32 protein-coding genes and 1 tRNA gene are annotated in these 24446 nt (G+C 29.1%); 23 read left to right on the top strand and 10 right to left on the bottom strand.

What is annotated here, in order from left to right:
- From BTO18_RS12555 to panB, 3 genes are read right to left on the bottom strand one after another with little or no spacing between them, the layout of a single operon-like run.
- Window positions 1-939 (bottom strand): 2-hydroxyacid dehydrogenase, encoded by a 939-nt coding sequence (locus tag BTO18_RS12555; RefSeq protein WP_105016551.1) that lies wholly within the window; start codon window positions 937-939, stop codon window positions 1-3.
- A 9-nt stretch (window positions 940-948) separates the two neighbouring features.
- A complete protein-coding gene (locus tag BTO18_RS12550) occupies window positions 949-1302 on the bottom strand; it encodes a four helix bundle protein (protein WP_105016550.1) in 354 nt (117 codons plus the stop codon).
- A gap of 40 nt (window positions 1303-1342) precedes the next feature.
- Window positions 1343-2161, bottom strand: coding sequence for a 3-methyl-2-oxobutanoate hydroxymethyltransferase (panB, locus tag BTO18_RS12545; RefSeq protein WP_105016549.1), 819 nt, complete (start codon window positions 2159-2161; stop codon window positions 1343-1345).
- A gap of 137 nt (window positions 2162-2298) precedes the next feature.
- Here panB and BTO18_RS12540 point away from each other — a divergent pair, with 137 nt between their 5' ends.
- From BTO18_RS12540 to BTO18_RS12525, 4 genes are all read left to right on the top strand, one after another.
- Complete coding sequence (locus tag BTO18_RS12540) at window positions 2299-2778, top strand: nuclear transport factor 2 family protein (RefSeq protein ID WP_105016548.1); 480 nt, start codon at window positions 2299-2301, stop codon at window positions 2776-2778.
- Window positions 2779-2806: 28 nt separating this feature from the next.
- A complete protein-coding gene (locus tag BTO18_RS12535; protein ID WP_105016547.1) occupies window positions 2807-3373 on the top strand; it encodes a sigma-70 family RNA polymerase sigma factor in 567 nt (188 codons plus the stop codon).
- 3 nt (window positions 3374-3376) lie between these two features.
- Window positions 3377-3640, top strand: coding sequence for a hypothetical protein (locus BTO18_RS12530; RefSeq protein ID WP_105016546.1), 264 nt, complete (start codon window positions 3377-3379; stop codon window positions 3638-3640).
- A gap of 127 nt (window positions 3641-3767) precedes the next feature.
- The gene (locus BTO18_RS12525; RefSeq protein WP_105016545.1) at window positions 3768-4412 is read left to right on the top strand and encodes an O-methyltransferase; all 645 of its coding nucleotides are present in this window, start codon (window positions 3768-3770) and stop codon (window positions 4410-4412) included.
- Window position 4413: 1 nt separating this feature from the next.
- On the opposite strand, the gene BTO18_RS12520 is transcribed toward BTO18_RS12525, so the two are convergent.
- Window positions 4414-4701 carry a Sec-independent protein translocase subunit TatA/TatB gene (locus tag BTO18_RS12520; protein ID WP_105016544.1) on the bottom strand — a complete coding sequence of 96 codons (288 nt, stop codon included), beginning with the start codon at window positions 4699-4701 and terminating at the stop codon, window positions 4414-4416.
- Between the two features lie 274 nt (window positions 4702-4975).
- Here BTO18_RS12520 and BTO18_RS12515 point away from each other — a divergent pair, with 274 nt between their 5' ends.
- Window positions 4976-5470 carry a hypothetical protein gene (locus tag BTO18_RS12515; RefSeq protein ID WP_105016543.1) on the top strand — a complete coding sequence of 165 codons (495 nt, stop codon included), beginning with the start codon at window positions 4976-4978 and terminating at the stop codon, window positions 5468-5470.
- An 80-nt stretch (window positions 5471-5550) separates the two neighbouring features.
- Here BTO18_RS12515 and trmB read toward each other — a convergent pair whose 3' ends face one another.
- Both trmB and BTO18_RS12505 read right to left on the bottom strand, forming a co-directional pair.
- Window positions 5551-6225, bottom strand: a complete 675-nt coding sequence (trmB, locus tag BTO18_RS12510; RefSeq protein WP_105016542.1) for a tRNA (guanosine(46)-N7)-methyltransferase TrmB — start codon at window positions 6223-6225, stop codon at window positions 5551-5553.
- Window positions 6226-6239: 14 nt separating this feature from the next.
- Complete coding sequence (locus BTO18_RS12505) at window positions 6240-6461, bottom strand: DUF6341 family protein (RefSeq protein WP_105016541.1); 222 nt, start codon at window positions 6459-6461, stop codon at window positions 6240-6242.
- A gap of 41 nt (window positions 6462-6502) precedes the next feature.
- On the opposite strand from BTO18_RS12505, the gene BTO18_RS12500 reads away from it, so the two are divergent.
- A complete protein-coding gene (locus tag BTO18_RS12500) occupies window positions 6503-7432 on the top strand; it encodes a DUF6427 family protein (RefSeq protein ID WP_105016540.1) in 930 nt (309 codons plus the stop codon).
- On the opposite strand, the gene upp is transcribed toward BTO18_RS12500, so the two are convergent.
- Complete coding sequence (gene upp, locus BTO18_RS12495) at window positions 7427-8080, bottom strand: uracil phosphoribosyltransferase (RefSeq protein ID WP_105016539.1); 654 nt, start codon at window positions 8078-8080, stop codon at window positions 7427-7429. The two genes, BTO18_RS12500 and upp, sit on opposite strands and share 6 nt — an antisense overlap.
- Window positions 8081-8280: 200 nt before the next feature.
- Here upp and BTO18_RS12490 point away from each other — a divergent pair, with 200 nt between their 5' ends.
- From BTO18_RS12490 to BTO18_RS12455, 8 genes are all read left to right on the top strand, one after another.
- Entirely contained in the window at window positions 8281-8628 is a 348-nt protein-coding gene (locus BTO18_RS12490) for an EamA family transporter (RefSeq protein ID WP_105016538.1), read from the top strand.
- A 34-nt stretch (window positions 8629-8662) separates the two neighbouring features.
- Entirely contained in the window at window positions 8663-9529 is an 867-nt protein-coding gene (locus BTO18_RS12485) for a YicC/YloC family endoribonuclease (protein ID WP_226789036.1), read from the top strand.
- The gene (gmk, locus tag BTO18_RS12480; RefSeq protein WP_105016536.1) at window positions 9530-10132 is read left to right on the top strand and encodes a guanylate kinase; all 603 of its coding nucleotides are present in this window, start codon (window positions 9530-9532) and stop codon (window positions 10130-10132) included. It abuts the gene before it with no gap.
- Between the two features lie 80 nt (window positions 10133-10212).
- The gene (gene nadD, locus BTO18_RS12475; RefSeq protein ID WP_105016535.1) at window positions 10213-10797 is read left to right on the top strand and encodes a nicotinate (nicotinamide) nucleotide adenylyltransferase; all 585 of its coding nucleotides are present in this window, start codon (window positions 10213-10215) and stop codon (window positions 10795-10797) included.
- Between the two features lie 44 nt (window positions 10798-10841).
- Window positions 10842-11708 (top strand): M23 family metallopeptidase, encoded by an 867-nt coding sequence (locus BTO18_RS12470; protein WP_105016534.1) that lies wholly within the window; start codon window positions 10842-10844, stop codon window positions 11706-11708.
- Window positions 11708-13204: a GH3 auxin-responsive promoter family protein gene (locus tag BTO18_RS12465; RefSeq protein ID WP_105016533.1), complete on the top strand. Its 1497-nt coding sequence runs from the start codon at window positions 11708-11710 to the stop codon at window positions 13202-13204. Before BTO18_RS12470 ends, BTO18_RS12465 begins: the two co-directional genes overlap by 1 nt.
- 92 nt (window positions 13205-13296) lie before the next feature.
- Window positions 13297-13746, top strand: coding sequence for a 6-pyruvoyl trahydropterin synthase family protein (locus BTO18_RS12460; RefSeq protein WP_105016532.1), 450 nt, complete (start codon window positions 13297-13299; stop codon window positions 13744-13746).
- A 76-nt stretch (window positions 13747-13822) separates the two neighbouring features.
- Window positions 13823-14356, top strand: a complete 534-nt coding sequence (locus BTO18_RS12455; protein WP_105016531.1) for a hypothetical protein — start codon at window positions 13823-13825, stop codon at window positions 14354-14356.
- A 10-nt stretch (window positions 14357-14366) separates the two neighbouring features.
- Here BTO18_RS12455 and pth read toward each other — a convergent pair whose 3' ends face one another.
- The 3 genes from pth to BTO18_RS12440 all read right to left on the bottom strand — a co-directional run bounded on the left by pth (window position 14367) and on the right by BTO18_RS12440 (window position 16671).
- The gene (gene pth / locus BTO18_RS12450) at window positions 14367-14933 is read right to left on the bottom strand and encodes an aminoacyl-tRNA hydrolase (protein ID WP_211295605.1); all 567 of its coding nucleotides are present in this window, start codon (window positions 14931-14933) and stop codon (window positions 14367-14369) included.
- 184 nt (window positions 14934-15117) lie between these two features.
- The gene (locus BTO18_RS12445) at window positions 15118-15711 is read right to left on the bottom strand and encodes a 50S ribosomal protein L25/general stress protein Ctc (RefSeq protein WP_105016529.1); all 594 of its coding nucleotides are present in this window, start codon (window positions 15709-15711) and stop codon (window positions 15118-15120) included.
- Between the two features lie 18 nt (window positions 15712-15729).
- Window positions 15730-16671 (bottom strand): ribose-phosphate pyrophosphokinase, encoded by a 942-nt coding sequence (locus BTO18_RS12440; protein WP_105016528.1) that lies wholly within the window; start codon window positions 16669-16671, stop codon window positions 15730-15732.
- Window positions 16672-16797: 126 nt separating this feature from the next.
- Here BTO18_RS12440 and BTO18_RS12435 point away from each other — a divergent pair.
- The 9 genes from BTO18_RS12435 (at window position 16798) to BTO18_RS12395 (ending at window position 24442) form a co-directional block, all read left to right on the top strand.
- A tRNA-Leu gene (locus tag BTO18_RS12435) sits at window positions 16798-16879 on the top strand.
- Window positions 16880-16930: 51 nt separating this feature from the next.
- The gene (locus BTO18_RS12430; RefSeq protein WP_105016527.1) at window positions 16931-17512 is read left to right on the top strand and encodes a HupE/UreJ family protein; all 582 of its coding nucleotides are present in this window, start codon (window positions 16931-16933) and stop codon (window positions 17510-17512) included.
- Between the two features lie 46 nt (window positions 17513-17558).
- Window positions 17559-17987 carry a deoxycytidylate deaminase gene (locus BTO18_RS12425; protein WP_105016526.1) on the top strand — a complete coding sequence of 143 codons (429 nt, stop codon included), beginning with the start codon at window positions 17559-17561 and terminating at the stop codon, window positions 17985-17987.
- Window positions 17980-19551, top strand: coding sequence for a S41 family peptidase (locus tag BTO18_RS12420; RefSeq protein ID WP_105017576.1), 1572 nt, complete (start codon window positions 17980-17982; stop codon window positions 19549-19551). The genes BTO18_RS12425 and BTO18_RS12420 overlap by 8 nt, the downstream gene beginning before the upstream one ends.
- A 15-nt stretch (window positions 19552-19566) precedes the next feature.
- Window positions 19567-20346, top strand: coding sequence for a UDP-2,3-diacylglucosamine diphosphatase (locus BTO18_RS12415; protein WP_105016525.1), 780 nt, complete (start codon window positions 19567-19569; stop codon window positions 20344-20346).
- A 102-nt stretch (window positions 20347-20448) separates the two neighbouring features.
- Entirely contained in the window at window positions 20449-21438 is a 990-nt protein-coding gene (locus BTO18_RS12410) for an AAA family ATPase (protein ID WP_105016524.1), read from the top strand.
- A gap of 62 nt (window positions 21439-21500) precedes the next feature.
- Window positions 21501-22370, top strand: coding sequence for a DUF58 domain-containing protein (locus BTO18_RS12405; RefSeq protein ID WP_105016523.1), 870 nt, complete (start codon window positions 21501-21503; stop codon window positions 22368-22370).
- A gap of 79 nt (window positions 22371-22449) precedes the next feature.
- Window positions 22450-23448 (top strand): hypothetical protein, encoded by a 999-nt coding sequence (locus BTO18_RS12400; protein WP_211295604.1) that lies wholly within the window; start codon window positions 22450-22452, stop codon window positions 23446-23448.
- The gene (locus BTO18_RS12395; protein WP_105017574.1) at window positions 23435-24442 is read left to right on the top strand and encodes a vWA domain-containing protein; all 1008 of its coding nucleotides are present in this window, start codon (window positions 23435-23437) and stop codon (window positions 24440-24442) included. Before BTO18_RS12400 ends, BTO18_RS12395 begins: the two co-directional genes overlap by 14 nt.
- Window positions 24443-24446: the final 4 nt, after the last annotated feature.

The raw sequence follows: 24446 nt of genomic DNA, 5'->3' as shown, positions 1-24446 counted from the left end.
TTAGCAAAATTTTTCTTTGATTTTGTTTACAATAGTTTGTGCTAACTTTTCTTTACTTTCTATAGTCCAACCAGCAACATGAGGTGATAAAATAACATTTTCTGCATCAATTAAATACTGGAAAGCTTTAGGCATTTTGCCATCAGAAAAAAGATTTTCAAAAGATGATTTTTCATATTCTAAAACATCTAAACCAGCACCTAAAATTTTACCTGTTTTTAGGGAATCAACTAAATCTTTAGTTACAATTGATGTTCCACGTGCAGTATTTATCAACCAAAAACTCTTTTTGAAGTTATTGATAAAATCAGCATTTATCATTTTTTTTGTAAGTTCAGTTTGTGGTGTATGTAAACTCAAAACGTCTGCTTTTTCCTGCAATTCTTGCAGAGAAACTTGTTTGCAATTTTCATCTCCGACACTAGATTTTATATCATAACATAGAACGTCAACATCAAAACCTCGTAGTTTTTTTGCGAAAGATTTTCCCATATTTCCATAACCAATTAAACCGACTGTTTTTCCATCGAGTTCAATTCCTCTGTTTTCTTCACGCAACCATTTTCCATTGCTAACTTCTTTATCAGCTTTGTTCAGTTTGTTGAAAAGCGATAACAACATTCCTAAAGAATGCTCACCAACAGCATTTCTATTGCCTTCAGGAGCTGCAATTAATTCGATATTTTTTGATGCTGCATACTCACAATCTATATTTTCTAAACCAGCACCAACTCTTCCAATAAATTTAAGGTTTGTAGCTTTGTCTAAAAAATGTTTATCAATTTTAAAACGACTTCTAATGATAAAACCATCATACAAATGAATTTTAGCTTCGACCTGTTCTTTTGATGAGCTATAATCTTCGTCATTTTGGAAACCTAAATCGTTAAGTTGATTAATAAGTAATTCGTGATTTGTATTTAGGTGGAGTATTTTCAAAATAGATTGTTAGATTGTTAGAGAGGAGCTGAATCTTGACATCATTTTAATAATTTGATGTAGAGTGTTATTTAGTTTTTCTAACTCTAGTTTATTAATTAACTCTAAATCAAAAGAAAGTAACAATTGGGTTTCAATTTCATAGCAAGAACCAAGAGAAATCATTAAAAAACGATTAAAATCTTTGTTAGATTTTCTTGAAGCTCCTTCAGCTATATTTGAAGGAATAGATACACTTGCTCTTCTTAATTGAGATACTAATCCAAATTTTTCAGATTCAGGAAATTTATTCGTTATCTTATAAACATCCTTGCAAAATGTTCTACTTAATTGCCAAAATTTTAAATCTTTAAATCTATGCATAATTTAATTGTCTAAAAATCCAATAATCAAGAAATCTGAACTAATACTGCTCTTTATCACTAGGGAAATCTCCAGACTTTACATCATCAACATAACTTTTAAAAGCACCAGTCATATCTGCATATAAATCTAAATATCTACGTAAAAAACGAGGGTGAAATTCATGCGTCATTCCAACCATATCATGGGTAACTAAAACTTGTCCATCAACACCATTTCCTGCTCCAATTCCGATGATAGGAATTGTTAATGCTTCTGCTACTTTTTGAGCTAATTTAGCAGGTACTTTTTCTAAAACAATAGCAAAACAACCAATTCTTTCTAACATTAAAGCGTCTTCCATTAACTTTTCAGCTTCTTCCTCTTCTTTGGCTCTAACTGTATATGTACCGAATTTATAAATGGATTGTGGAGTTAATCCTAAATGACCCATTACAGGAATTCCTGCATTTAAAATTCGTTTGATAGACTCTTTAACTTCTTTTCCACCTTCTAATTTTATAGAATGTCCTCCACTCTCTTTCATAATTCTTATGGCAGAACGCAATGCTTCTTTTGGGTCAGATTGATAACTACCAAAAGGCAAATCTACTACAACCAAACAACGCTCAATTGCTCTAACTACAGAACTTGCATGATAAATCATCTGATCTAAAGTAATAGGCAAAGTAGTTTCATGACCAGCCATTACATTCGATGCTGAATCACCAACAAGCAGAACATCTAAACCAGCACTGTCTAATATTTTAGCCATAGTATAATCGTAAGCAGTTAACATGGAAATTTTTTCTCCATTTGCTTTCATTTCTACTAAAGATTTTACGGTAATTCTTTTGTACTGTTTTTTTGCTACAGACATATTTTTGATTTTTAGACTTTGGTAAAAGTAAGAAATAAAAGCAAATCAAAAACGAGTTAATATTTCGTTAATCTTAAAAGATAGATAAGATTAGTTTTATTTTTTAGTTAGTTTTATCATCATAAAATCAATCAATTATGCCAAAAATAATCTTATTTATAACTGCCTGTGTCTTCTCTTTAGGTATTGTTGGGCAAGAAAAAAATGAAGAAAAAGCAATAAAAAAAGTTATAGAAGTATTTTTTGAAGGACTCCACAAAGGAGATAGCACATTAATGAAAAGTACCTTGCACAATAATATTAAAATACAAACAACATACACCAATAAAAAAGGAGAAAAATATTTAAAAACCAATACCAAAAGTAAATTATTAACAGGAGTAGCTACTAAAAAACCTGAAAATATGTATCAGGAAAAATTACTTTCTTATGATATTAAAGTTGATGGTAATTTAGCGTCAGTTTGGACGCCTTATGAATTCTATTTGAATGGTAATTTTAGTCATTGTGGAGCAAACTCATTTCAGTTATTTAATAATAATGGAAAATGGGAAATCATTTATTTAGTTGATATGAGAAGAAGAGAAAATTGCGATGCTTTAAAAAAGAAAAATTAGCATTATATTTGATTTTTCGTAAGTAAAAATGACTCAAAATAAAACTTTGTTAAACCCAGATAAATGGATTGATAGTTATGCAGATTATCTTTTTAATTATGCTGTAGCTAGAGTTAATAATAGTGATTTAGCAAAAGATTTAGTACAAGAAACTTTTTTTGCAGGTTTAAAATCAGCAAAAAACTTTCAAGGCAAATCTACAGAGAGAACTTGGTTAATATCTATTTTAAAAAGAAAAGTTATAGATCATTATAGAAAAATAAACTCTAAAAAAGGGCAAGCTGAAGTTAGAATGAATTTTTATACAGATGGTGAAAACGAAGGAAATTGGCTTGAAGAAAGAGTGCCTCAAAGTTGGGACAATGCTTCTGAAAAAAATATAGAAAACGAAGAATTAAGAAGTCAAATAGAAATATGTATTGACAATTTGCCAGAAAAATATGCTATGGTTTTTCGAATGAAAACCATTCAAGAATTTGAAACTGAAGAAATTTGTAAGGAGTTAGATATTACATCGTCAAATTTATGGGTTATTATCCACAGAGCTAGAACACAATTAAGAAAGTGTATGGAAGATAACTGGTTTAACAATTAGAAGATGTTTAAAAAATTAAAAATAACATGTGATGAAGCTACTACTATATGTGATAAAAATCAATATGGAGAAGCTACCTTACTAGAAAAGATAAAATTAAATATTCATTTTATACGTTGCAAGATTTGTTTTAAATATACCAAGCAAAACATGACCTTAACAAAGATTTACAAAGGGCATGCAAAAAGCTGTAAAGAATTAAAACACTGTTTATCAGATACTGATAAAGAAGTATTAAAAGAAAAACTAAATAGTTTTAAAGTATAAAAGTTTTGTGGTGTAAAAGTCACAATTTTTGATTTTTTGTTAGATTGAAACGGGATTTATAGAAATATAGATTCCGTTTTTTGTATTTTTGGCATCAATCTATACATATAAAAAATAAAGATTTACTATGGATTTTTTGCCAGAAAACATTGATAATTATGTACTAGAACATTCTCAAAAAGAGCCCAGAATATTACAAGAGTTGAGTAAAGAAACTTGGCAAAAGGTTTTAAACCCAAGAATGTTGAGTGGTGCATATCAAGGTAGAGTTTTATCTATGATTTCGAAATTACATCAACCAAAAAAAATTTTAGAAATAGGTACTTATACAGGGTATTCTGCTTTAAGCCTCGCAGAAGGGCTTCATACAGAAGGACAAATCATCACAATTGATAAAAATGAAGAACTAGAAACATTGCAAAATAAGTATTTTGAAAAATCAGGTTATAGAGAGAGAATAATTCAGTTAGTAGGTGATGCAACCAAAATAATACCAACATTAACAAGTAAATTTGATTTGGTTTTTATAGATGCAGATAAATCAAATTATATTAATTATTTTCATTTAATTATTCATAAAATGAATCTTGGAGGAATTATTTTATCTGACAATGTATTATGGAGTGGTAAAGTTGTTGAAAAACTAAACTCTAAAGATGAGGATACTAAAGTGTTGATAGAATACAACAGGTTATTAAATTCAGATGATAGGGTTGAAACAGTTTTACTTCCCATAAGAGATGGATTAACAATTAGTAGAGTTGTAAAGTAGTTTAGAATTGTCTTTTGATGGGACCAGTAAAATCATCTATATCATCTTTTACTTTGTTTAATTCTTTTTTAATGTCTTTAGATACCTCGTTGTCTAAATTATTTTCTTTAGCACTTTCATTAATCTCTTTCTTAATATCGTTAGTAGCGTCTTTAATTTGACGCATTCCTTTTCCTAAACCACGAGCAACATCTGGTATTTTATCAGCACCAAAAACCATAACTACTATAATTAGTATTACCAAAATTTCTGGAGCACCAATATTAAAAAGTAAAAAGTGTGATAACATATTAGTACAAATATAACTTTAAAATTAGAGATTTATCACAAAATTGAAGCTAAAAAATTCTTTTTTGATCTCTAAAAATTAGGCTAAAATTACTTTTTTAGATAAAAATGAAAAGTTTTTAAAAGAAATCAACAAAATATAAAACATTGAAAAACAGGTTTTTATATTGTAATTGTATTAATTAAAAGTTAATTTTTTACATATAAACTTGACTTGTAGTATAAAATGCTCTACATTTGTTGCATAATATTAACCCTAAAATATTACCCCTAGTATGAAACCCCTTAAAAACTTTACAGCATTAGCTGTAATCCTCATTGGTATTTTCTCATTTTCAAAAGTAGAAAATAAAAAAACAAACACAACTTTAGATTTAAGCAAAGTAAATGTAACTGAATCACTTTCAAAATTACAATTTGATAGTAGGTCTTCGGATTATCTTTTTTATGTAGATACAGATATCATAAAGAAAATAAGAGGAGCTAGTACAATTAATGCAAAGGTCTATATTGTAGAAAAAGCTTCAGGCAAAAAAAACCTATTAGCTAGTGAAAATTTACAGGTATTAAATTATTCAGGTGCAGTATCTGTTTACGAACATGATAATATAGATAACTATAAGTCTATTGTATTATCTAATGGAGACGAGTTCTTAAAAACAAATACAAAAGCTCCTTTTAGTTTAAGCAACCTATTAAAGTACGAATCTATATACAGAAGTTATATAAGTTCTACTAACGATTTATTAGATTTAGAGAGATCTATCTAATACTATTAGTTTTTTACCCCTAAAAAACCTAAATGCAATTTTGCTTTAGGTTTTTTCTACTGTCTAGTAAGTTATATAAACTACTTTGTATTTAGCTTAAACTTAATATAAGTTATAGGTTTATTTTTTTGCAGATATTGTTTTTCATAGAAAGTTTGAATACTCGTTACTTCTTCTGAAGCACCATGGTTATGATATACATTATGATTGGCATAGAGTATTTCATGGCCTTCACCATGCAGTAAACCCAAAGTGTAACCATGCATAAATTCTGAATCAGTTTTTAGATTTACAACGCCATTATCACATAAGATAGATGCATATTTTTTAAGAAAATGAGTATTCGTCATTCTATGTTTGGTGCGTTTGTATTTTATTTGAGGATCTGGAAAGGTTATCCAAATTTGAGATACTTCTTTCGAAGCAAAAATAAAATCTACTAACTCTATTTGTGTTCTTATAAAAGCAACATTAGTTAGGTTTTCTTCTGTAGCAGTTTTAGCACCTCTCCAAAAACGAGCTCCTTTAATATCAATACCTATATAATTTCTATTAGGATTTTTTTGTGCTAAAGCAACTGTATATTCTCCTTTTCCACAACCAAGCTCAACAATAATTGGGTTGGTATTACCAAAAAAAGAATGCCATTTTCCTTTGTAAGAAAAGTTGTTTACAACTTCATCTCTTGTAGGCTGAATGACATTTGCAAACGTTTCATTTTCCTGAAAACGTTTTAATTTATTTTTACTTCCCAATTCAGTAAGGGTTATTAAGCTCTATCTTCTGTACCTTCGTCTAAAAACTTTTTAGATTCTTTCATCCAATATGCAAATAAAACTAAAAGTACTACTAAAAATAACCAATTTACAATATTCGAAGTCCACCACCCAAAATCTGCGGTTGCAATTTGTAAGCGTAACCATTTAAAAGGTAAGAATAAAACATCAGTAAATAAACTACCTATCCATCTAAAAATATTGCTTGCTATCATAACTTAATTATCTTTACACTACAAAAATAATAAAAGAAATAATGTTAGCCAATTTTTTAGATAAATCTAAACCTATAATTTTTATTGGACTTCTCATTTTCTTTGGTATTAATTTTTGTATTGTTACTTATTTTACCTTTTTTAAAGAAATATTTGTAGTTTCTGCATTCACAGAAGTTCTTCTTTTTTTACTTCTACTTTTGAGTTCCTTTTTCTTTTATAATTTTATTAGAACTAAAAATAAATTAACATTAGATAATTCTTATGGCTATTTTGTTTTTACACTCTTCGTTATTTGCCTTTTAAGAGATTTATTCGATGTAAAAAAACTGTCAATTTTTTTAATTTATATACTTTTTTTAAGAAAAATATATAGTTTAAGAAGTCAAAAGAATGTTTTGCAAAAACTTTTTGATTGTGGATTTTGGTTTGGTATTCTTTTTATTTTGGAGCCAGAAACAATTATTTTTTTACCACTAATATATTTAGGTATTTATCTTCATCAAAAAATTACATTTCATACACTTTTTGCACCTATCATAGGTTTTTTAACACCTGTCATTATTTATTTTACGTATTTGTTTTGGTTTGATAATACTGAAACCTTATTAAATAAAATGGTTTTTTCAGTCCATTTAGATGCTCCGTTTTTTTTACAAGAAAAATACAATTGGTTCTTTAATTTTATTTTAGCTATTAGTCTTTTAGCTATATCTATAAAATCTATAAAAACGTTCACAATTAATAACACTTTTAGAAAAAACTGGATTTTAATAATCACAAATTTTGTATTAGCAATACTAATTTTATTATTCACAGATAATAAAACAGGCTATTTTATGATTTTTATATTATTTCCAGCTTCAATTATTATAGCAAACGGTATGGAAATGATTAAAAAAAAACTATTAAGAAATATTATTTTATACTTGTTTTTAGTAGTGAGTATTTATTTTAGTTTTTTTCTATAATTTTTCACCAAAAGCCAAATCACCAGCATCACCTAAACCAGGCACTATATAACCCTTTTTATTTAAAGTATTATCTATAGCAGCAATCCATAAATGTGTGTTTTTAGGAAATTTATCTTTAATAAAATCAATACCATCTTTTGCACCAATTACAGCAATAATATGTATTTCTTTTGGGTTGCCATATTTTTTAATAGCTTCATAAACTGCAACTAAAGATTGCCCAGTAGCTAGCATTGGATCTGCTAGCAGTAATGTTTTATTTTTAATTTCTGGTGCTGCAAAATATTCTACCACAATTTCAAAAGTTTCATCATTATTTGGGTGATGTCTGTATGCAGAGATAAATGCATTTTCTGCATCATCAAAATAATTTAATAAACCTTGATGTAGAGGTAAGCCAGCTCTTAAGATAGAACACAAAACAACATCATTGTAAGATAAGTTTACTTTCTTTTTACCAAGAGGAGTTTCTACATAAACAGAAGAGTAAGATAGTTTTTTACTCAATTCATAACCTAAAACTTCTCCTATCCTTTCAATATTTCTACGAAATCGCATGGAGTCTTTCTGAATTTTCGCATCTCTTATTTCTGAAATAAATTTATTTAAAATAGAGTTTTCTTCTCCTAGATGATGTACTTGCATTGTAAAATTTTGTCATAAATGTAATCAATACTGTAAAATTTGTATATTTAAAAATTAAAAATTTTAATTGATAAGCTTAATTAGAGTAAATCAACTAAAAGTCAATCAACCAAAATAAGAGAGTTTCAAATATTTTTTTGAAACTCTTTTTTGTGCTTATTTCTAAAAAACACCAACTTTCCCCTTTTCTTAAAGATAGTATGAAAACAAGAACTTTAGCTTTAATTGCTTTATTTTTTATTTTGCCTTTTGGTATTTTTGAGTTTAATGAGATTAACTGGACTTCAATGCCCACTAATATTTATTTAAAAGTAGGGTTTGTAATCGTATTTACCACTTGTGTTACCTACCTTTTTAATTTATTTGGACTATCAAAATTAAAGCCAACAACAGTAGGAGTTTTTATATATCTACAACCAGTAATAGCCTCTATTTATGCATTAATTACAGGTAGCGATTCTTTAAATTCAATTAAAATTTTTGCTACAATAATCATCTTTTTAGGAGTGTATTTAGTTACTAAACAGGTTGATAAATCAATCAAATAAAACTTATCTTTGTGGCTCATTTAAAAAAGTTTGTATGATTCAATCCATGACTGGTTATGGAAAATCTGTTCTACAATTACCAACTAAAAAGGTAACCATAGAAATAAAGTCTTTAAACAGTAAAAATTTAGATCTAAATGTTCGTATTCCTTCTTATTACAAAGAAAAAGAACTATCTGTTAGAAAAAAACTCGCAAAATCCTTGGTAAGAGGCAAGGTAGATTTTTCTATTTATATAGAAATGACTGCTGATGAAACCTCTACAACTGTAAATAAAACAGTAGTTAAAAACTATGTAGAACAATTAAGAAATACTCTTTTTATAGGTTCAGAAGATGATGTTGAATTACTAAAAATGGCGGTTACTATGCCAGATGCTCTTAAAACTGAACGTGAAGAACTAGATGAAGAAGAGTGGAATACAATTGATGCATCTATAGATATTGCTATACAAGAAATCGTTGCTTATAGAACAGACGAAGCAAAATCGCTAGAAGTTGATTTTAAAGAGCGAATCAAAAACATTAAAAAGTTTTTAGAAGAGGTAATATCTTTAGATTCTGATAGAATAGAACACGTTAAATTACGTTTGCAAAAAGCTATTGCTGATTTGCAAGTAGATGTTGATGAAAACCGTTTTGAACAAGAATTGATTTACTATCTAGAAAAATTAGATATTAACGAAGAAAAAGTACGTTTAGAAAATCATTTAGAGTACTTTTTAGAAACATTAGCTACTCCAGATTCGAATGGTAAAAAACTAGGGTTTATTGTGCAAGAAATGGGTAGAGAAATTAATACCACAGGTTCTAAAGCAAATTTTACACCCATTCAAAAAGCAGTAATTCAAATGAAAAATGAATTAGAACAAATTAAAGAACAAATTTTAAACGTTTTATAAATGTCTGATTTCAAAGGAAAACTATTTGTATTTTCTGCTCCATCAGGATCAGGTAAAACAACCATTGTACGTCATTTACTAAATCAAGAAAAACTTAATTTAGCATTTTCAATTTCTGCTACTTCCAGAGCTCCAAGAGGTAAAGAAAAAGATGGTGAAGACTATTATTTTATTTCTCTAAAAGAATTTAAAAATAATATTAAAGGTGATAAGTTTTTGGAGTGGGAAGAAGTATATAGAGATAATTTTTACGGTACTTTAAAAACTGAAGTTGAGCGTATTTGGGCACAAAAAAAGCATGTGATTTTTGATATTGATGTTGTTGGTGGTCTTCGAATAAAAAAGAAATTTCCAGAAGAGACATTAGCTGTTTTTGTAAAACCACCAAGTGTTGATGAGCTAAAAATAAGACTAAAAAAACGTTCTACTGAAAATGAAGATAAGATTAATATGCGTATTGCAAAAGCATCTGTAGAATTAGCAACTGCACCTCAATTTGATAAAATTATTAAAAATTACGATTTAGAGGTTGCTTTAAAAGAAGCTGAAGAATTGGTAAGTGATTTTTTGGAGTTAAAAGAAAGAAGAAAGAAAATAAAATAGAGAGAAAAGAAGAAAGAAAAAATAGAGATGAGAAAGAAGTCTCTTTTCTTTACTCTTTTTTTCTAATATCTTTTTAAAAGATGAGTAAAATCGGTTTATATTTTGGCACATTCAACCCAGTTCACGTTGGGCATTTAATCATAGCAAATTATATGGTTGAAAATTCAGATTTAGATGAAATTTGGATGGTGGTAACCCCTCATAACCCCTTTAAAAAGAAAAGTTCATTATTAGAAAACCATCATCGTTTTGAATTGGTTTACAGAGCTACTGAAAATTACCCCAAAATTAAACCATCAGACATTGAGTTTAAGTTACCTCAACCCAATTATACAGTACATACTTTAGCTCATATTTCAGATAAATATTCAGATAAAGAGTTTTGTTTAATTATGGGAGAAGACAATTTAAAAAGCTTTCATAAATGGAAAAATTATGAAACAATTTTAGAGCATCATCACATTTATGTATATCCAAGAATTGCTGAAGGAGTTGTAGAACATCAATTTAAAAACAACCCAAAAATTCACAAAGTTGATGCTCCTATTGTGCAAATTTCATCAACCTCGATCAGAAAAGGAATAAGAGAAGGTAAAAACATACAGCCCATGCTTACTAAAGAAGTTTGGCAATATATAGATGAAATGAATTTCTATAAAAAATAGTTTCTTTATTTTTACGTTATAATTAAGGCATAAAATAGGTTTTTTTGGAAGACAACAAAAAAGAAAAAAGAAAGTTAAAACAAAAACTAACAGATAAATACAGGTTGGTTGTTCTAAATGAAGATACTTTTGAGGAACGATTTTCTTTAAAACTATCTCGTTTAAACGTGTTTGTTTTAGGTGGCGTACTTTCCTTTTTGTTGATTTTAATAACTACTTTTATCATCACTTTTACACCAATAAAAGAATATATTCCAGGTTATTCTTCTACTAATCTTAAAATAAAAGCTGCAAAACTTGCTTTTCAAACAGACTCATTAAAAAGAAAGTTAGATATTTTACACAATTTTACAAAAGGGTTACAGCCCATTTTAACAGGAGAAATTGAGCCAGATAGAATAGATTCTCTAGAATTAGAAGCTGGTAAAATTGTAATAAATGATAGTTTACTAAACGCAACAAAAGCAGATTCACTATTTAGAGAAAAAATTGAAAGTGAAGATCGTTTCCCTATTATTAGTAATGCAGAAAGTAAAATTAAAATAGTATTTTTTGCACCTTTAAAAGGTACTATTTCTCAAGAGTTTGATCCAAGAAGTAAACATTTAGCTGTTGATATTGTTACTAAAAAGAACGAGCCTGTAAAAGCAGCAGCAGATGGTACTGTAATTTTTTCTGGTTGGACATCAGAAACAGGTTATGTTATTATTTTAAAACATGCGTATAACTATGTAACTGTTTATAAGCATAATGGTAGTTTATTAAAACAACAAGGAGATTTGGTGAAATCTGGAGAAGTTATTGCTACAGTTGGTTCTACAGGAGAGTTAACTACGGGTCCGCATTTACATTTTGAACTTTGGAGTGATGGTTATGCAGTAAACCCAACAAATTTGATTGATTTTAAATAATGAGCCTAAAATCATTTTTTGCAATTCCGTTTGCCAAAATCGCCACAAAAAAGGTGTACAAATGGGCAAATAAACCATATAAAACTCAAGATAAAGTTTTTAAAAATCTTATAAAAAAAGCAAAAAATACAGCTTTTGGTAAAGACCATAATTTTGAAAATATCAATAATTATGATGATTTTAAAAAACACGTTAAAGTTTCAGACTATGAAGGTTTACGACCTTATGTAGATAGAATTGTAGCAGGCGAATCTGATGTTTTATGGACAGGAAAACCGCTCTATTTTGCAAAAACTTCTGGGACTACTTCTGGTGCTAAATATATTCCTATTACAAAAGAATCTATGCCAACACATATAAAAGCAGCCAGAAATGCATTGCTGTTTTACATAGTTGAAAAAAACGATGCTAGTTTTGTGGATGGTAAAATGATTTTTTTACAAGGAAGCCCAATTTTGAGTGATAAAAATGGAGTAAAATTAGGACGATTAAGTGGTATTGTTGCACATTACGTTCCTCAATATTTACTAAAAAATAGACTCCCAAGTTGGGAAACCAACTGTATTGAAGATTGGGATACTAAAGTAAATGCAATTGTTGAGGAAACCATTAATGAAGATATGACTGTAATTAGCGGAATCCCTTCTTGGGTGCAAATGTATTTTGAAAAACTTATTGAAAAAACAGGTAAAACCATTTCAGAATTGTTTCCTAAATTTAACTTCTTTATTTATGGTGGTGTAAATTTTGAACCTTATAAAAATAAATTTGAAAGCTTAATTGGTAAAAAAATTGATTATATAGAACTGTATCCTGCTTCAGAAGGCTTTATCGCTTATCAAGATTCACAAACAGAAAAAGGAATGCTTTTGCAGCTTAACTCTGGTATTTTCTATGAATTTATTCCTGCCATTGAATTTTTTAATGAAAACCCTACAAGAATATCAATAAAAGATGTAAAAATTGGGGTCAATTATGTCATCATTTTAAACACAACTGCTGGTTTGTGGGGTTATAATATTGGTGATACTGTAGAATTTACATCAACAAAACCCTATAGAATTAAAGTTACTGGTAGAATTAAACATTTTATATCCGCCTTTGGCGAACACGTTATTGGTAAAGAAGTAGAAAAGGCTTTAAATGATGCTATACAAGGCACAAACATTAATATTAGTGAGTTTACTGTGGCTCCACAAGTAAATCCAAAAAGTGGTTTACCTTATCATGAATGGTTTATAGAATTTGAAAACGAACCTAAAAACCTAGCAGATTTTGAAGAAAAAGTTGATGCTTCTATGCAGTCTCAAAACATTTATTATTTCGATTTAATTGAAGGGAAAGTGTTACGTTCGTTAATCATCAGAAAAGTAAAAAAAGGAGGTTTTCATGAATACATGAAATCTATAGGAAAATTTGGTGGGCAAAATAAAATTCCTCAATTGTCTGATAACAGAAAAATTGCAAATGTATTAGAGAATTACTTAATAGATTAAAAGGATAAAATAGGTTGTGATTATTTGTTTTTATTATTAGCAATAATTTTAGTAATAGTCTATTTTTACAACAAATTTAGAAACAGACATTAATGAGTACAATTAGAATAACAAAGCAGTTTACTTTTGAAGCAGGGCATGCATTATATGGTTATGATGGTAAATGTAAAAATTTACATGGTCATTCTTATAAATTATTTGTAACTGTTTCTGGAGTACCAATTTCAGATGAAAAAAATGTAAAATATGGAATGGTCATAGATTTTGGTGACTTAAAAAAAATTGTTAATGAGGAGATTGTAGATATTTTTGACCACGCAACTGTGTTTAACAAAAATACACCACATTTAGAATTAGCACAAGAATTAATAGATAGAGAGCATCACGTGCTATTGGTAGATTATCAACCGACAACTGAAATGATGGTTATAGATTTTGCTAAAAAAATTAAAACTCGTTTACCAGAGAATATAAAACTTCAGGCAATAAAGCTTCAAGAAACTGAAACTAGTTTTGCAGAATGGTATGCAAGTGAAAACTAGAGTTTTCACAGAAAACTAACAGATTAAAGCAATAAAATAGCCTTTTAAGAGTTATATTTGTCAAAAATTTATTCTTATGAAATTCTCAAAAATTTTACTTATTGCAATTTTTACTATTTCTTTAATTGGTTGTGGTAGTGATAATAGTGAACCACCTTTTTTGTTATCTAATGCTAATTTAGCAGGTACATATAATATTGGTTCATTAACTGCTCAAGAAAAGGAAGATGCTAAAGCACAGTCAGGCTCTGTTGTTAATTTAAGCACAACTAATGTAGTAGGTGATATATTTCAATTAGATTTTGTTTTAAATGCTAATGGAAATTATACTGCTAAAGGATCATATTCGATAACATCAACAATAAATGATGCTAATGGAGGTTCTACTGAAGAAAAGGAAATTATAAATGTAGATGCTTCTGGAAGTTACCAATTAAATACCACATCTAATACGATTAGTTTTAACCCAACTACTGGAGATTTTATTGAAGGCTCTTTTACAATAACAACCTTTAATGAAACTAGTATTACTTTAACTCAAGATGAAATAGATGATGATGGTAGTTTTATCTACACAACAAAAGTGACTGTAATGTTTACTAGAAATTAAATAAATTCTTTTACTTACCATTAAAAGTATTCATAGTATTCGCTAAACCAGCTGTACCAAAAGAAGTTATAACTTTAGATGAAGTAGGTAAACGCTCAATAAGTTTACCTTCTTCTTCTTTATTCCATTCTCCTAAAACATAATCTACTTGCCTTCCTTTAGAGTAATTACTCCCTACTCCAAATCGAAATCGAGGATATTTAGTAGTACCTAATTTTTCTTGAATATCTTTTAAGCCATTATGGCCACCATCACTTCCTTTTGCTTTAACTCTTATTGTTCCAAAATCGATGTTTAAATCATCTGTAACAACCAAAATGTTATCAATAAGTACATTTTCTTTTTGCATCCAATATTTAACCGCTTTTCCACTTAAATTCATAAATGTATTTGGTTTTAAGAGGATAAAAGTTCTTCCTTTAAAACGAAAACTAGCAATATCTCCAAGCTTTTCAGTTTCAAAAGAAGTATTGTGTTCAGACGCTACTTCATCAAGAATCTTAAAACCGATATTATGACGTGTATTTTCGTATTTATCACCAATATTTCCTAAACCAACAATTAAAAACTTTTTCATTAGATTTTCTTTTGCTTCTACTTTTATGTTAAATAATTTATAAAATAGATTTTTGAGTATCATAGCTCAAAAATAATAAGAAATATATTATATAATTTTTAATACACATTTAAATAGATTCAGATTAAATAAAAAAGCGTTACAAAAAAATTTGTAACGCTTTTTTAAAGTATATTTTCAAAACTTATTCTGCAGCAGCTTCTGTTGCTTCTTCCTCTTCAACTTCAGCAGTTGCGTTACGAGATGTTCTTACTTGAACAACAACAGTATTATCTGGGTGCATAAATGTATAATCATCATTTTTTAATGACGTTACAAATAATTTATTACCTATTTTTAATTTAGAAATATCAGCAGTTACAAAATCAGGTAAATTTGCAGGTACTGCTTTTATTTTTAATTTACGATTAGTAAAACGTAAAGACCCACCATTTAATACACCAGGTGAAGTACCTGTTAATTTTACAGGAATATTCATTGTAACTTCTTTATCGTCAAATAGTTGATAAAAGTCTACGTGTAAAATTTTATCAGTTACTGGGTGAAACTGAATATCTTGCAAAATAGCTGGTACTTTTTGCCCATCAACATCAATAGATGCAGTATATACGTTTGGAGTATATACCAAGTTTTTAAACGCTTTTTCTTCTGCTGAAAAGTGTATTGGCTTGTCTCCTCCGTATATAACGCAAGGAACCATTCCAGCATTACGTAAGGCTTTAGTAGCTACTTTGCCTACGCTTTCTCTTTTTGATCCTTTAATTGTAATTGATTTCATTACTTTTTATTTAATTATTTACATTAAAAATTGTCCACTAATTGAGGTATTGTCTTGCACTTTATGCATAACATCCGCAAATAAGGGCGCGCAAGATACTACTTTTATTTTAGAAGTCTCTTTTTTTAACGGAATAGTATCTGAAACAATTAATTCTGTTAATGCAGATTCTTCTATTTTCTCATAAGCACCACCAGATAAAATAGGATGTGTACAAATTGCACGTACACTTAAGGCTCCTCTTTCTTTCATTAAATTTGCTGCATGAGCTAGTGTTCCTCCAGTATCAATCATATCATCAACGAGTACTACATTTTTTCCTTTTACATCTCCAATCAGTTCCATGTGTCCAATTACATTTGCTTTTTTTCGTTGTTTATAGCAAATTACTACATCAGAAAGCAAATGTTTAGAGTAAGCATAAGCTCTTTTAGAACCTCCCATATCTGGAGAAGCAATAGTTAAATTGTCTAGATTTAAACTTTTAATATAGGGTAGAAAGATAGTTGAAGCAAATAAATGATCTACAGGTTTTTCGAAAAAACCTTGAATTTGATCTGCATGCAAATCCATTGTCATAATTCTTGTAGCACCAGCAGATTCTAATAGTTTCGCTACCAGTTTAGCTCCAATAGCTACTCTAGGTTTATCTTTTCTATCTTGTCTAGCCCATCCAAAATAGGGCATAACTGCTGTAATGTGTCTTGCTGATGCTCTTTTTGCGGCATCACACATTAGCAACATTTCCATCAAATTGTCTGCATTCGGAAATGTAGATCCTATAATAAAAACACGTCTTCCTCTAACAGATTCTTCGAATGCAGGTTGAAATTCGCCATCACTAAAATAAGTGGTAATTACGTTTCCTAATTCTGTGTTGTATTCTTTTGCAATATTCTCGGCTAAAACTGTACTCTGTCTGCAACCAAAAAGTTTTGGTGCAAGTTGACTAGTTGTCATGAAATAATGTTTTTGTTGTGTTGTTGTATATCTACAAAAGTAGAAATTAATTATCGAGTTTGAAATTAATTTTTTCACTTTAAAACTAAAAATATTTAGTAAGTTTGCAATCCAAAATATTGTCAAGCTCAAGTGGCGGAATTGGTAGACGCGCTGGATTCAAAATCCAGTTTCTTCGGAAGTGTGGGTTCGATTCCCACCTTGAGTACAAAACCGGAACAATATGTTTCGGTTTTTTAATTTAAATTCAACCTTTCAAATGAACGATTTTAAATTATATTTTAAAATGGGTTTACACCATGTTTTAGATTTTTCAGCTTACGATCATATAATTTTTTTAGTAGTATTAGCAGTTGTATTTAGTGTAAAACAATGGAAAAAAGTATTATGGCTAGTTACTCTTTTTACACTTGGGCATTCATTAACACTGGCCTTGTCTGCTTATGGAGTCTTAAAAATAAGAGTTGATATTATTGAGTTTTTAATTCCTGTAACTATTTTTATTACAGGTGTAATTAACATTATTAATACAAAAAACAATAGCGAACAAAAAGATAGTGTTAATTTAGTTTTTGCCTTGTTTTTTGGTTTAATTCATGGTCTTGGCTTTTCGAATTACTTTAGAATGATGATTGGTCAAGAAGAAGATAAACTTTTACCTTTAGTTGAATTTGCTATTGGTATAGAAGTTGCTCAAATAATTATTGTACTTGGTATTTTAGCATTGGGTTATGTTTTGCAAGAGCTTGTAAAAGTTAAGAAAAATAGCTGGGTTATCGTCTGTTCATCAATTGTAATTTTAATATCACTTAAAATGATGTTTGAAAGAGTTTTTTGGTAAATAATTAACTTCTATTTTAGCGGAATCTTTTTACATTCGTTTTTCGATGACAGAAAAAAAACAATTAAAATACGATAAAGCTTATCTAAAAATGGCTCGTGAATGGGGTAAACTATCACATTGTAAAAGAAAGCAAGTAGGTGCTTTAATTGTAAAAGATAGAATGATAATTTCTGATGGTTTTAATGGCACACCAACAGGGTTTGATAATTGTTGCGAGAATGAAGATGGAGCTACAAAATGGGAAGTTTTGCATGCTGAAGCCAATGCAATTTTAAAAGTGGCAGCTTCTACACAATCTTGCAAAGATGCAACGTTATATATTACGTTATCACCTTGTACAGATTGCAGTAAATTAATTCATCAATCTGGTATTAAAAGAGTGGTGTACGCAAACCCCTATAAAGATTTATCTGGTCTAAACTTTTTAGAAAAAGCCGGTGTAGAAATAAATTATTTACCTTATGATGAATAAAAACAATCTTCCTATATATTTCTCTTTAGCTGTAGTGCTTGGTATTTTAATAGGTACTTTTTTTAGTGGTGGCTCTTCAGAAATATTATCATTAAATCAAAACTCATCACAAGAGAAGAAAATAAAAAAACTTATCAATTTTATTGAGAGAGATTATGTAGATGATGTTAATACAGATCAACTTTTAGATGGAGCTATCAAAGAAATGTTAGGCAAATTAGACCCACATTCAGTATATATTCCAAAAGAAAACTTACAAGCAGTAACAGAAAGTATGCAGGGTAATTTTGTTGGCATTGGGGTTCAATTTAGAATGATAAATGACTCAATTACAGTAATTCAACCTATAAAGGGAGGACCAAGTATAAAAGCAGGTATAAAGGCAGGTGATAGAATTTTAGTTGCTGATAAAGACACTTTACATGGTAAAGAGATGTATAGTGGTAAAGTACCAAAATACCTTAAAGGAAAACCAAATACGAAAGTAAACCTTCAAGTCTATAGAAAAAGTAATGACTCACTTTTTACGGTCAATTTAACTAGAGGAAAAGTAAACATAAAAAGTGTTGATTTAGCTTATATGATTAATGATTCTATAGGGTATATTAAATTAGACAGGTTTGCAAGAAACACCTATAGAGAATTTAAAAAATCGCTTACAGATTTAAAAGAAAAAGGAATGACAAACCTTGTGTTAGATTTAAGAGGAAATGGTGGAGGTTTTGTAGATATTGCAAATAGAATAATGGATGAATTTTTAGAGAAAGATAAACTTATGGTCTTTACTAAAAGTAATGATGATGAAATTCAAGAATATTTTTCAACATCTATTGGCAGTTTTGAAGAAGGAGATTTATATGTTTTAATTGATGAAAATTCAGCTTCAGCTTCAGAGATTGTTGCAGGTGCAATGCAAGATAATGACAAGGGTACAATCGTTGGTCGTAGATCTTTTGGTAAAGGTTTGGTACAAGAAGAAATGGATTTAGGTGATGGTTCTGCTGTACGTTTAACAACAGCTCGTTATTATACACCTTCAGGTCGTTCAATACAGAAGCCATATTCCAAAAACGGCAAAAAGAGCTATTATAAAGATTATCAGAAGAGAGTTTCTAGTGGAGAATTATTGAATAAAGATAGTATTAGAGTAAATGATTCTCTAAAATTCACAACTCCAAAAGGAAAAGTCGTTTACGGAGGTGGAGGTATTATTCCTGATGTTTTTGTAGCAATAGACACTACTTCTTTTATGACAAATTTCTACTTTAATACCATTAATAACTATGCGTTTGATTATGTAGATGCAAATAGGAAAAAACTAGAAAAATGGACAATTGATACCTTTATTGACGATTTTGATACAGATGATAAAATTTTTGAGGCCTATTTATCTAAAATAAAAGATAGAGCTAAACCATCGTTCAAAACTAGAAAAAGTGTAAAACGTTATTTAAAAGCATCTATTGCCAATGTTCTTTTTGGCGATGTTGGTTTTTACAGAATTATTCATCAAGAAGACAAAATGCTACAAAAAGTGTTAGAGTTGGAAAGTAAAGAGGAATAGCTTTTCTTTGCAACAATGATTTCTATTATAACTTCAGAAAACAAAAAAGTTTATTTTGCATCAGATCAGCATTTAGGAGCACCAACTCCAAAAGCTAGCTTACCTCGTGAAAAAAAGTTCGTAGCTTGGTTAGATGAAGTGAAAAAAGATGCAGAAGCCATTTTTTTATTAGGTGATTTATTTGATTTTTGGTTTGAGTATAAAACAGTTGTACCAAAAGGATTTGTTCGTGTTTTAGGAAAGTTAGCAGAAATCAAAGATTCAGGTATTCCTATCTATTTTTTTGTAGGCAACCACGATTTATGGATGACAGATTATTTTAAAAAAGAACTAAACATACCTGTTTATCACAAACCACAAGAATTTCTTATCAACAATAAAAAATTTTTTATAGGTCATGGAGATGGTTTAGGGCCTGGAGATAAAGGCTATAAACGCATGAAAAAAGTATTTACTTTTCCTTTATTCAAATGGCTTTTTAAATGGTTGCATCCAGATTTAGGAGTAAAATTAGGGCAGTATATGTCTGTAAAGAACAAATTAATTTCTGGTGATGAAGATGCAAAGTTTCTAGGCGAAGAAAACGAATGGTTAGTGCAGTATTGCAAAAAGAAACTCGCTCAAAAACACTACGATTATTTCGTTTTTGGTCACAGACACTTACCTTTAGAAATAGACTTACCACAAAAGAGCAAATATATTAATCTAGGAGATTGGATACAGTATTTTACTTACGGTGTTTTTGATGTTGACAATTTACAATTGTTAAAATACGAGAAAAACCTTATTAAATAAGGAGAAAAACACAAAAACCTTTAACCTTGTTTTAACAAAATAATTTTGTTAAAATTGTAGCTTTGTTTTTACTAAAAATTAAACACATAATTATTAAATATAATGGATGTAGATGTTAGAGCTATTAATGAGAAAATAGAAAGAGAAAGTGCTTTTATAGATATTCTTACTCTAGAAATGAATAAGGTTATTGTTGGTCAAAAACAAATGATAGAAAGCCTTTTGATTGGTTTATTAGGCAATGGCCATATTTTACTAGAAGGTGTACCTGGTTTAGCGAAAACTTTAGCTATTAACACTTTATCAAAAGCAGTACAAGGTAGTTTTAGTAGAGTGCAGTTTACTCCAGATTTATTACCAGCAGATGTTGTTGGAACCATGATTTACAACATGCAAAAAAATAGTTTTGAGATTAAAAAAGGACCAATTTTTGCCAATTTCGTTTTAGCTGATGAAATTAATAGAGCACCAGCTAAAGTACAGTCTGCTTTATTAGAAGCAATGCAAGAGCGTCAAATTACCATTGGTGATACCACTTTTAAATTAGATGAACCATTTTTAGTAATGGCAACTCAAAACCCTGTAGAACAAGAAGGTACATACCCATTGCCAGAAGCACAAGTAGATCGTTTTATGTTAAAAGTAGTGATAGATTATCCACGGTTACAAGATGAGCAGGTTATTATGCGTCAAAATTTATCTGGTGGTTTTTCTAAAGTAAATCCAGTTATTTCTGTGGCACAAATTATTCAAGCAAGAGAATCTGTTAATGAAGTGTATATGGATGAAAAGATAGAAAAATATATTCTTGATATCATATTTGCTACACGTTATCCAGAAAAATATAACTTACCAAACTTAAAAGATTTAATTAGCTTTGGAGCTTCTCCAAGAGGAAGTATCAATTTGGCAAAAGCTGCTAAATGCTATGCTTTTATTAAAAGAAGAGGCTATGTAATTCCAGAAGATGTAAGAGCAGTTGTTACAGATGTTTTACGTCACAGAATAGGAATTACCTACGAAGCTGAAGCAGAAAATGTAACTTCTGTTGACATTATCAACTCAATTATTAATGAAGTAGAAGTACCTTAAAATAGCTCTAAGCATTTAGCAATTAGCCAACAGCGAAAAGCAAAAAGCCAACAGCTTAAACAATGGATACCAAAGAAATACTCAAAAAAGTTCGTAAAATAGAGATTAAGACAAGACGTTTGTCTGATCATATTTTTGGAGGTGAATATCATTCATCATTCAAAGGACGAGGTATGACTTTTTCTGAAGTTCGTCAGTATCAATTTGGAGACGATGTTAGAGCCATAGATTGGAATGTTACAGCACGTTATAACGAACCTTATGTTAAGGTTTTTGAAGAAGAACGTGAGTTAACCATGATGTTAATGGTAGATGTTTCTGGTTCAGAATTTTTTGGAACATCTAATCAATTTAAAAAAGATACCATTACAGAAATTTCAGCAACATTAGCCTTTTCTGCAACCCAAAACAACGATAAAGTTGGTCTTATTTTATTTTCTGATGATGTAGAGTTATTTATTCCTCCTAAAAAAGGGAAAAGCCATGTTTTAAGAATTATTAGAGAACTCATTGAGTTTACTCCAAAAAGTAAAAAAACCAATATTTCTGAAGCACTTAAATTTTTGTCGAGTGTAATGAAAAAAAGAGCAATTGTATTTCTATTATCCGATTTTATGGATGATAACTATGAAAAAACATTAAAAATTGCAGGTAAAAAGCATGATTTAACAGGTATAAGAGTTTATGACAAGCATGATGAAGAAATACCAAATTTAGGAATGGTGCCAATGTTAGATTCAGAAACAGGAGCTGTACAGTTGGTAAATACATCATCAAAAAAAGTAAGACATAATTATAGAAAAAATGCTCATAGACTTTCAGATTATTACTTGAATATGTTTAAAAGAAGTGGTTCAGGTACAATAAACACTAGAGTTGATGAAAGCTACGTAAAAAAATTATTAGGTTATTTTAAACATAAAGGAAGATAGAAATAAAGCCAACTAAATTTTCCAAAAGCTAAAAAATACTCATACTTAAAATTAATTGTGTGTAAACAAATTTAAAGAATTGAAAAAAGGTAATATACATAGAAAGTTAGAAGAAAATTTCAAAGAAGCACAGGCTAAATGCTCTCTTTCCTTTGTAAAAGGAGTTAGAGAGATAGGCTTTTTCTGTTTTTTCTTTTTATCTTTTTCTGTTTTTTCACAAAACCCTGTGGTTAAAGCTCAAATTGAAACTTCTCAAATTAGAATAGGAGAACAAATTGAGTTAAAAATTTCTGTAAAAGAAACTAAAAATGTTATCATTCCTAAACTAAAATTAAAAGGTTTAGAAGTTGTTGACTCTCTAAAGTTAGATACGTTAAGAACAGGGTTAGTTCAAAAATATATTATCACTGGTTTTGATAGTGGTTCTTATTACATTCCACAACAACAAATCTTTGTTAGAAATCAAGCGTATTTAACAGATTCTTTATTGGTCAATGTAGCTACAGTAGCTGTAGATACTACTAAAATCAAAAAATTCCCTATAAAATCTATTAAAAAAGAACCATTAGTTTTCGACGATTATAAAATCTACATTTATTTGGCATTGGTAATTTTAGTTATCATCGGTTTTTGGATTTACTACTTTGTCATTAGAAAAAGAAAGCATAAAGAAGACGAACCAACATATAGAGTTTTACCTCCTTATGAAGAAGCAATGTATAAGTTGAATGAGTTAGATGAAAAGAAACTCTGGCAAAATAACAAGGTAAAAGAATATTATAGTGAACTTACAGATATTATAAGAGGCTACATAGAACGTGAGTTAAAAATACCAGCATTAGAAAAAACTACGGATGAAATTTTAGAGGTAATTAAAGATTGTCATACAGCAAATACAATTACTACAGATAAACAAACCATTCAAAAGCTAAAAGCATTGTTACAAGAAGCAGATTTAGTAAAATTTGCAAAATCGAAACCTTTAGCCCCAGAAATAGAAGAGGATAGAAAAGATTCTGAAGAAGTGATTCATAATTTAAAACCAAAACCTGTTAGTAAAGATGATGAACTGGAGTAATGTTGAATTTCAAAATCCTGAATTCTTTTGGTTACTTATAGTAATTCCATTGTTGGCACTTTGGTTTTTCTTTAAAAGGAAAAAAGATGCAGCTGTTTTAACTGTGCCTAGCATTAAGGGGTTTACCACAAAATCGTCTTTCGTATCAAAATTAAAACCACTTTTATATTTGTTAAGGCTATTAGCTTTAGCAGCAGTTATTGTTGCTTTAGCAAGACCCAGAAATGTATCTGTAAGCAAAAGAACTAAAACCAATAGAGGTATAGATATTGTTATGGCAATTGATGTTTCTGCAAGTATGTTGGCTAGAGATTTAAGACCTAATAGATTAGAAGCCCTAAAAAAAGTGGCTGTAAATTTTGTAAATAGAAGACCTAATGATAGAATAGGTATTGTAGTTTATGCAGGTGAGAGTTTTACAAAAACTCCAATAACTAGTGATAAGTTGATTGTAAAAAGATCAATATCAGAATTGCAATGGGGTCAATTAAAAGGTGGCACTGCAATTGGTATGGGTTTAGGCTCTGGTGTTAATAGACTAAAAGAAAGTAAAGCCAAAAGCAAAGTAATTATTTTATTAACAGATGGTGTAAATAATTCAGGGAATATTGACCCAAGAACAGCCACAGAACTAGCAAAAGAACTTGGCATTAAAGTATACACAATTGGTATTGGAACAAACGGAATGGCTGATTTTCCATGGAGTAAAGACCCAAGAACTGGGCAATTGAACTTTAGAAAGCAACAGGTTGAGATTGATGAAAAGTTATTGAAAGAAATAGCATCAGAAACCAATGGTCGTTATTTTAGAGCAACTGATAATGAAAAATTAAAAGCTATTTATGATGAAATAGATAAGCTAGAAAAAACGAAAATAGAAGATTTTAAATACTATAATTATAAAGAAATGTATAGACCTTTAGTGTTTTTAGCTTTAGGGTTATTAATATTTGAGTTTTTATTACGTAACACAATATTTAAAAGTTTTATTTAAAAAT

Source organism: Polaribacter porphyrae (genome assembly GCF_002954685.1).
Classification (GTDB): Bacteria; Bacteroidota; Bacteroidia; order Flavobacteriales; family Flavobacteriaceae; genus Polaribacter; species Polaribacter porphyrae.
This window is presented reverse-complemented; position numbering and strand designations above follow the sequence as displayed.

Bases quoted from the DNA above. Each gene is read 5' to 3' on its own strand.
- BTO18_RS12440 (WP_105016528.1), bottom strand. From the start codon at position 16,671: ATGACAACTAGTCAACTTGCACCAAAACTTTTTGGTTGCAGACAGAGT.
- BTO18_RS12535 (WP_105016547.1), top strand. From the start codon at position 2,807: ATGACTCAAAATAAAACTTTGTTAAACCCAGATAAATGGATTGATAGT.
- BTO18_RS12405 (WP_105016523.1), top strand. From the start codon at position 21,501: ATGGATACCAAAGAAATACTCAAAAAAGTTCGTAAAATAGAGATTAAG.
- nadD (WP_105016535.1), top strand. From the start codon at position 10,213: ATGAGTAAAATCGGTTTATATTTTGGCACATTCAACCCAGTTCACGTT.
- BTO18_RS12455 (WP_105016531.1), top strand. From the start codon at position 13,823: ATGAAATTCTCAAAAATTTTACTTATTGCAATTTTTACTATTTCTTTA.
- BTO18_RS12525 (WP_105016545.1), top strand. From the start codon at position 3,768: ATGGATTTTTTGCCAGAAAACATTGATAATTATGTACTAGAACATTCT.
- BTO18_RS12530 (WP_105016546.1), top strand. From the start codon at position 3,377: ATGTTTAAAAAATTAAAAATAACATGTGATGAAGCTACTACTATATGT.
- BTO18_RS12485 (WP_226789036.1), top strand. From the start codon at position 8,663: ATGATTCAATCCATGACTGGTTATGGAAAATCTGTTCTACAATTACCA.
- BTO18_RS12410 (WP_105016524.1), top strand. From the start codon at position 20,449: ATGGATGTAGATGTTAGAGCTATTAATGAGAAAATAGAAAGAGAAAGT.
- BTO18_RS12445 (WP_105016529.1), bottom strand. From the start codon at position 15,711: ATGAAATCAATTACAATTAAAGGATCAAAAAGAGAAAGCGTAGGCAAA.
- BTO18_RS12500 (WP_105016540.1), top strand. From the start codon at position 6,503: ATGTTAGCCAATTTTTTAGATAAATCTAAACCTATAATTTTTATTGGA.
- BTO18_RS12460 (WP_105016532.1), top strand. From the start codon at position 13,297: ATGAGTACAATTAGAATAACAAAGCAGTTTACTTTTGAAGCAGGGCAT.
- BTO18_RS12490 (WP_105016538.1), top strand. From the start codon at position 8,281: ATGAAAACAAGAACTTTAGCTTTAATTGCTTTATTTTTTATTTTGCCT.
- BTO18_RS12425 (WP_105016526.1), top strand. From the start codon at position 17,559: ATGACAGAAAAAAAACAATTAAAATACGATAAAGCTTATCTAAAAATG.
- BTO18_RS12395 (WP_105017574.1), top strand. From the start codon at position 23,435: ATGAACTGGAGTAATGTTGAATTTCAAAATCCTGAATTCTTTTGGTTA.
- BTO18_RS12415 (WP_105016525.1), top strand. From the start codon at position 19,567: ATGATTTCTATTATAACTTCAGAAAACAAAAAAGTTTATTTTGCATCA.
- BTO18_RS12540 (WP_105016548.1), top strand. From the start codon at position 2,299: ATGCCAAAAATAATCTTATTTATAACTGCCTGTGTCTTCTCTTTAGGT.
- BTO18_RS12430 (WP_105016527.1), top strand. From the start codon at position 16,931: ATGAACGATTTTAAATTATATTTTAAAATGGGTTTACACCATGTTTTA.
- BTO18_RS12505 (WP_105016541.1), bottom strand. From the start codon at position 6,461: ATGATAGCAAGCAATATTTTTAGATGGATAGGTAGTTTATTTACTGAT.
- BTO18_RS12550 (WP_105016550.1), bottom strand. From the start codon at position 1,302: ATGCATAGATTTAAAGATTTAAAATTTTGGCAATTAAGTAGAACATTT.
- gmk (WP_105016536.1), top strand. From the start codon at position 9,530: ATGTCTGATTTCAAAGGAAAACTATTTGTATTTTCTGCTCCATCAGGA.
- BTO18_RS12515 (WP_105016543.1), top strand. From the start codon at position 4,976: ATGAAACCCCTTAAAAACTTTACAGCATTAGCTGTAATCCTCATTGGT.
- pth (WP_211295605.1), bottom strand. From the start codon at position 14,933: ATGAAAAAGTTTTTAATTGTTGGTTTAGGAAATATTGGTGATAAATAC.
- BTO18_RS12520 (WP_105016544.1), bottom strand. From the start codon at position 4,701: ATGTTATCACACTTTTTACTTTTTAATATTGGTGCTCCAGAAATTTTG.
- BTO18_RS12465 (WP_105016533.1), top strand. From the start codon at position 11,708: ATGAGCCTAAAATCATTTTTTGCAATTCCGTTTGCCAAAATCGCCACA.
- panB (WP_105016549.1), bottom strand. From the start codon at position 2,161: ATGTCTGTAGCAAAAAAACAGTACAAAAGAATTACCGTAAAATCTTTA.
- BTO18_RS12420 (WP_105017576.1), top strand. From the start codon at position 17,980: ATGAATAAAAACAATCTTCCTATATATTTCTCTTTAGCTGTAGTGCTT.
- upp (WP_105016539.1), bottom strand. From the start codon at position 8,080: ATGCAAGTACATCATCTAGGAGAAGAAAACTCTATTTTAAATAAATTT.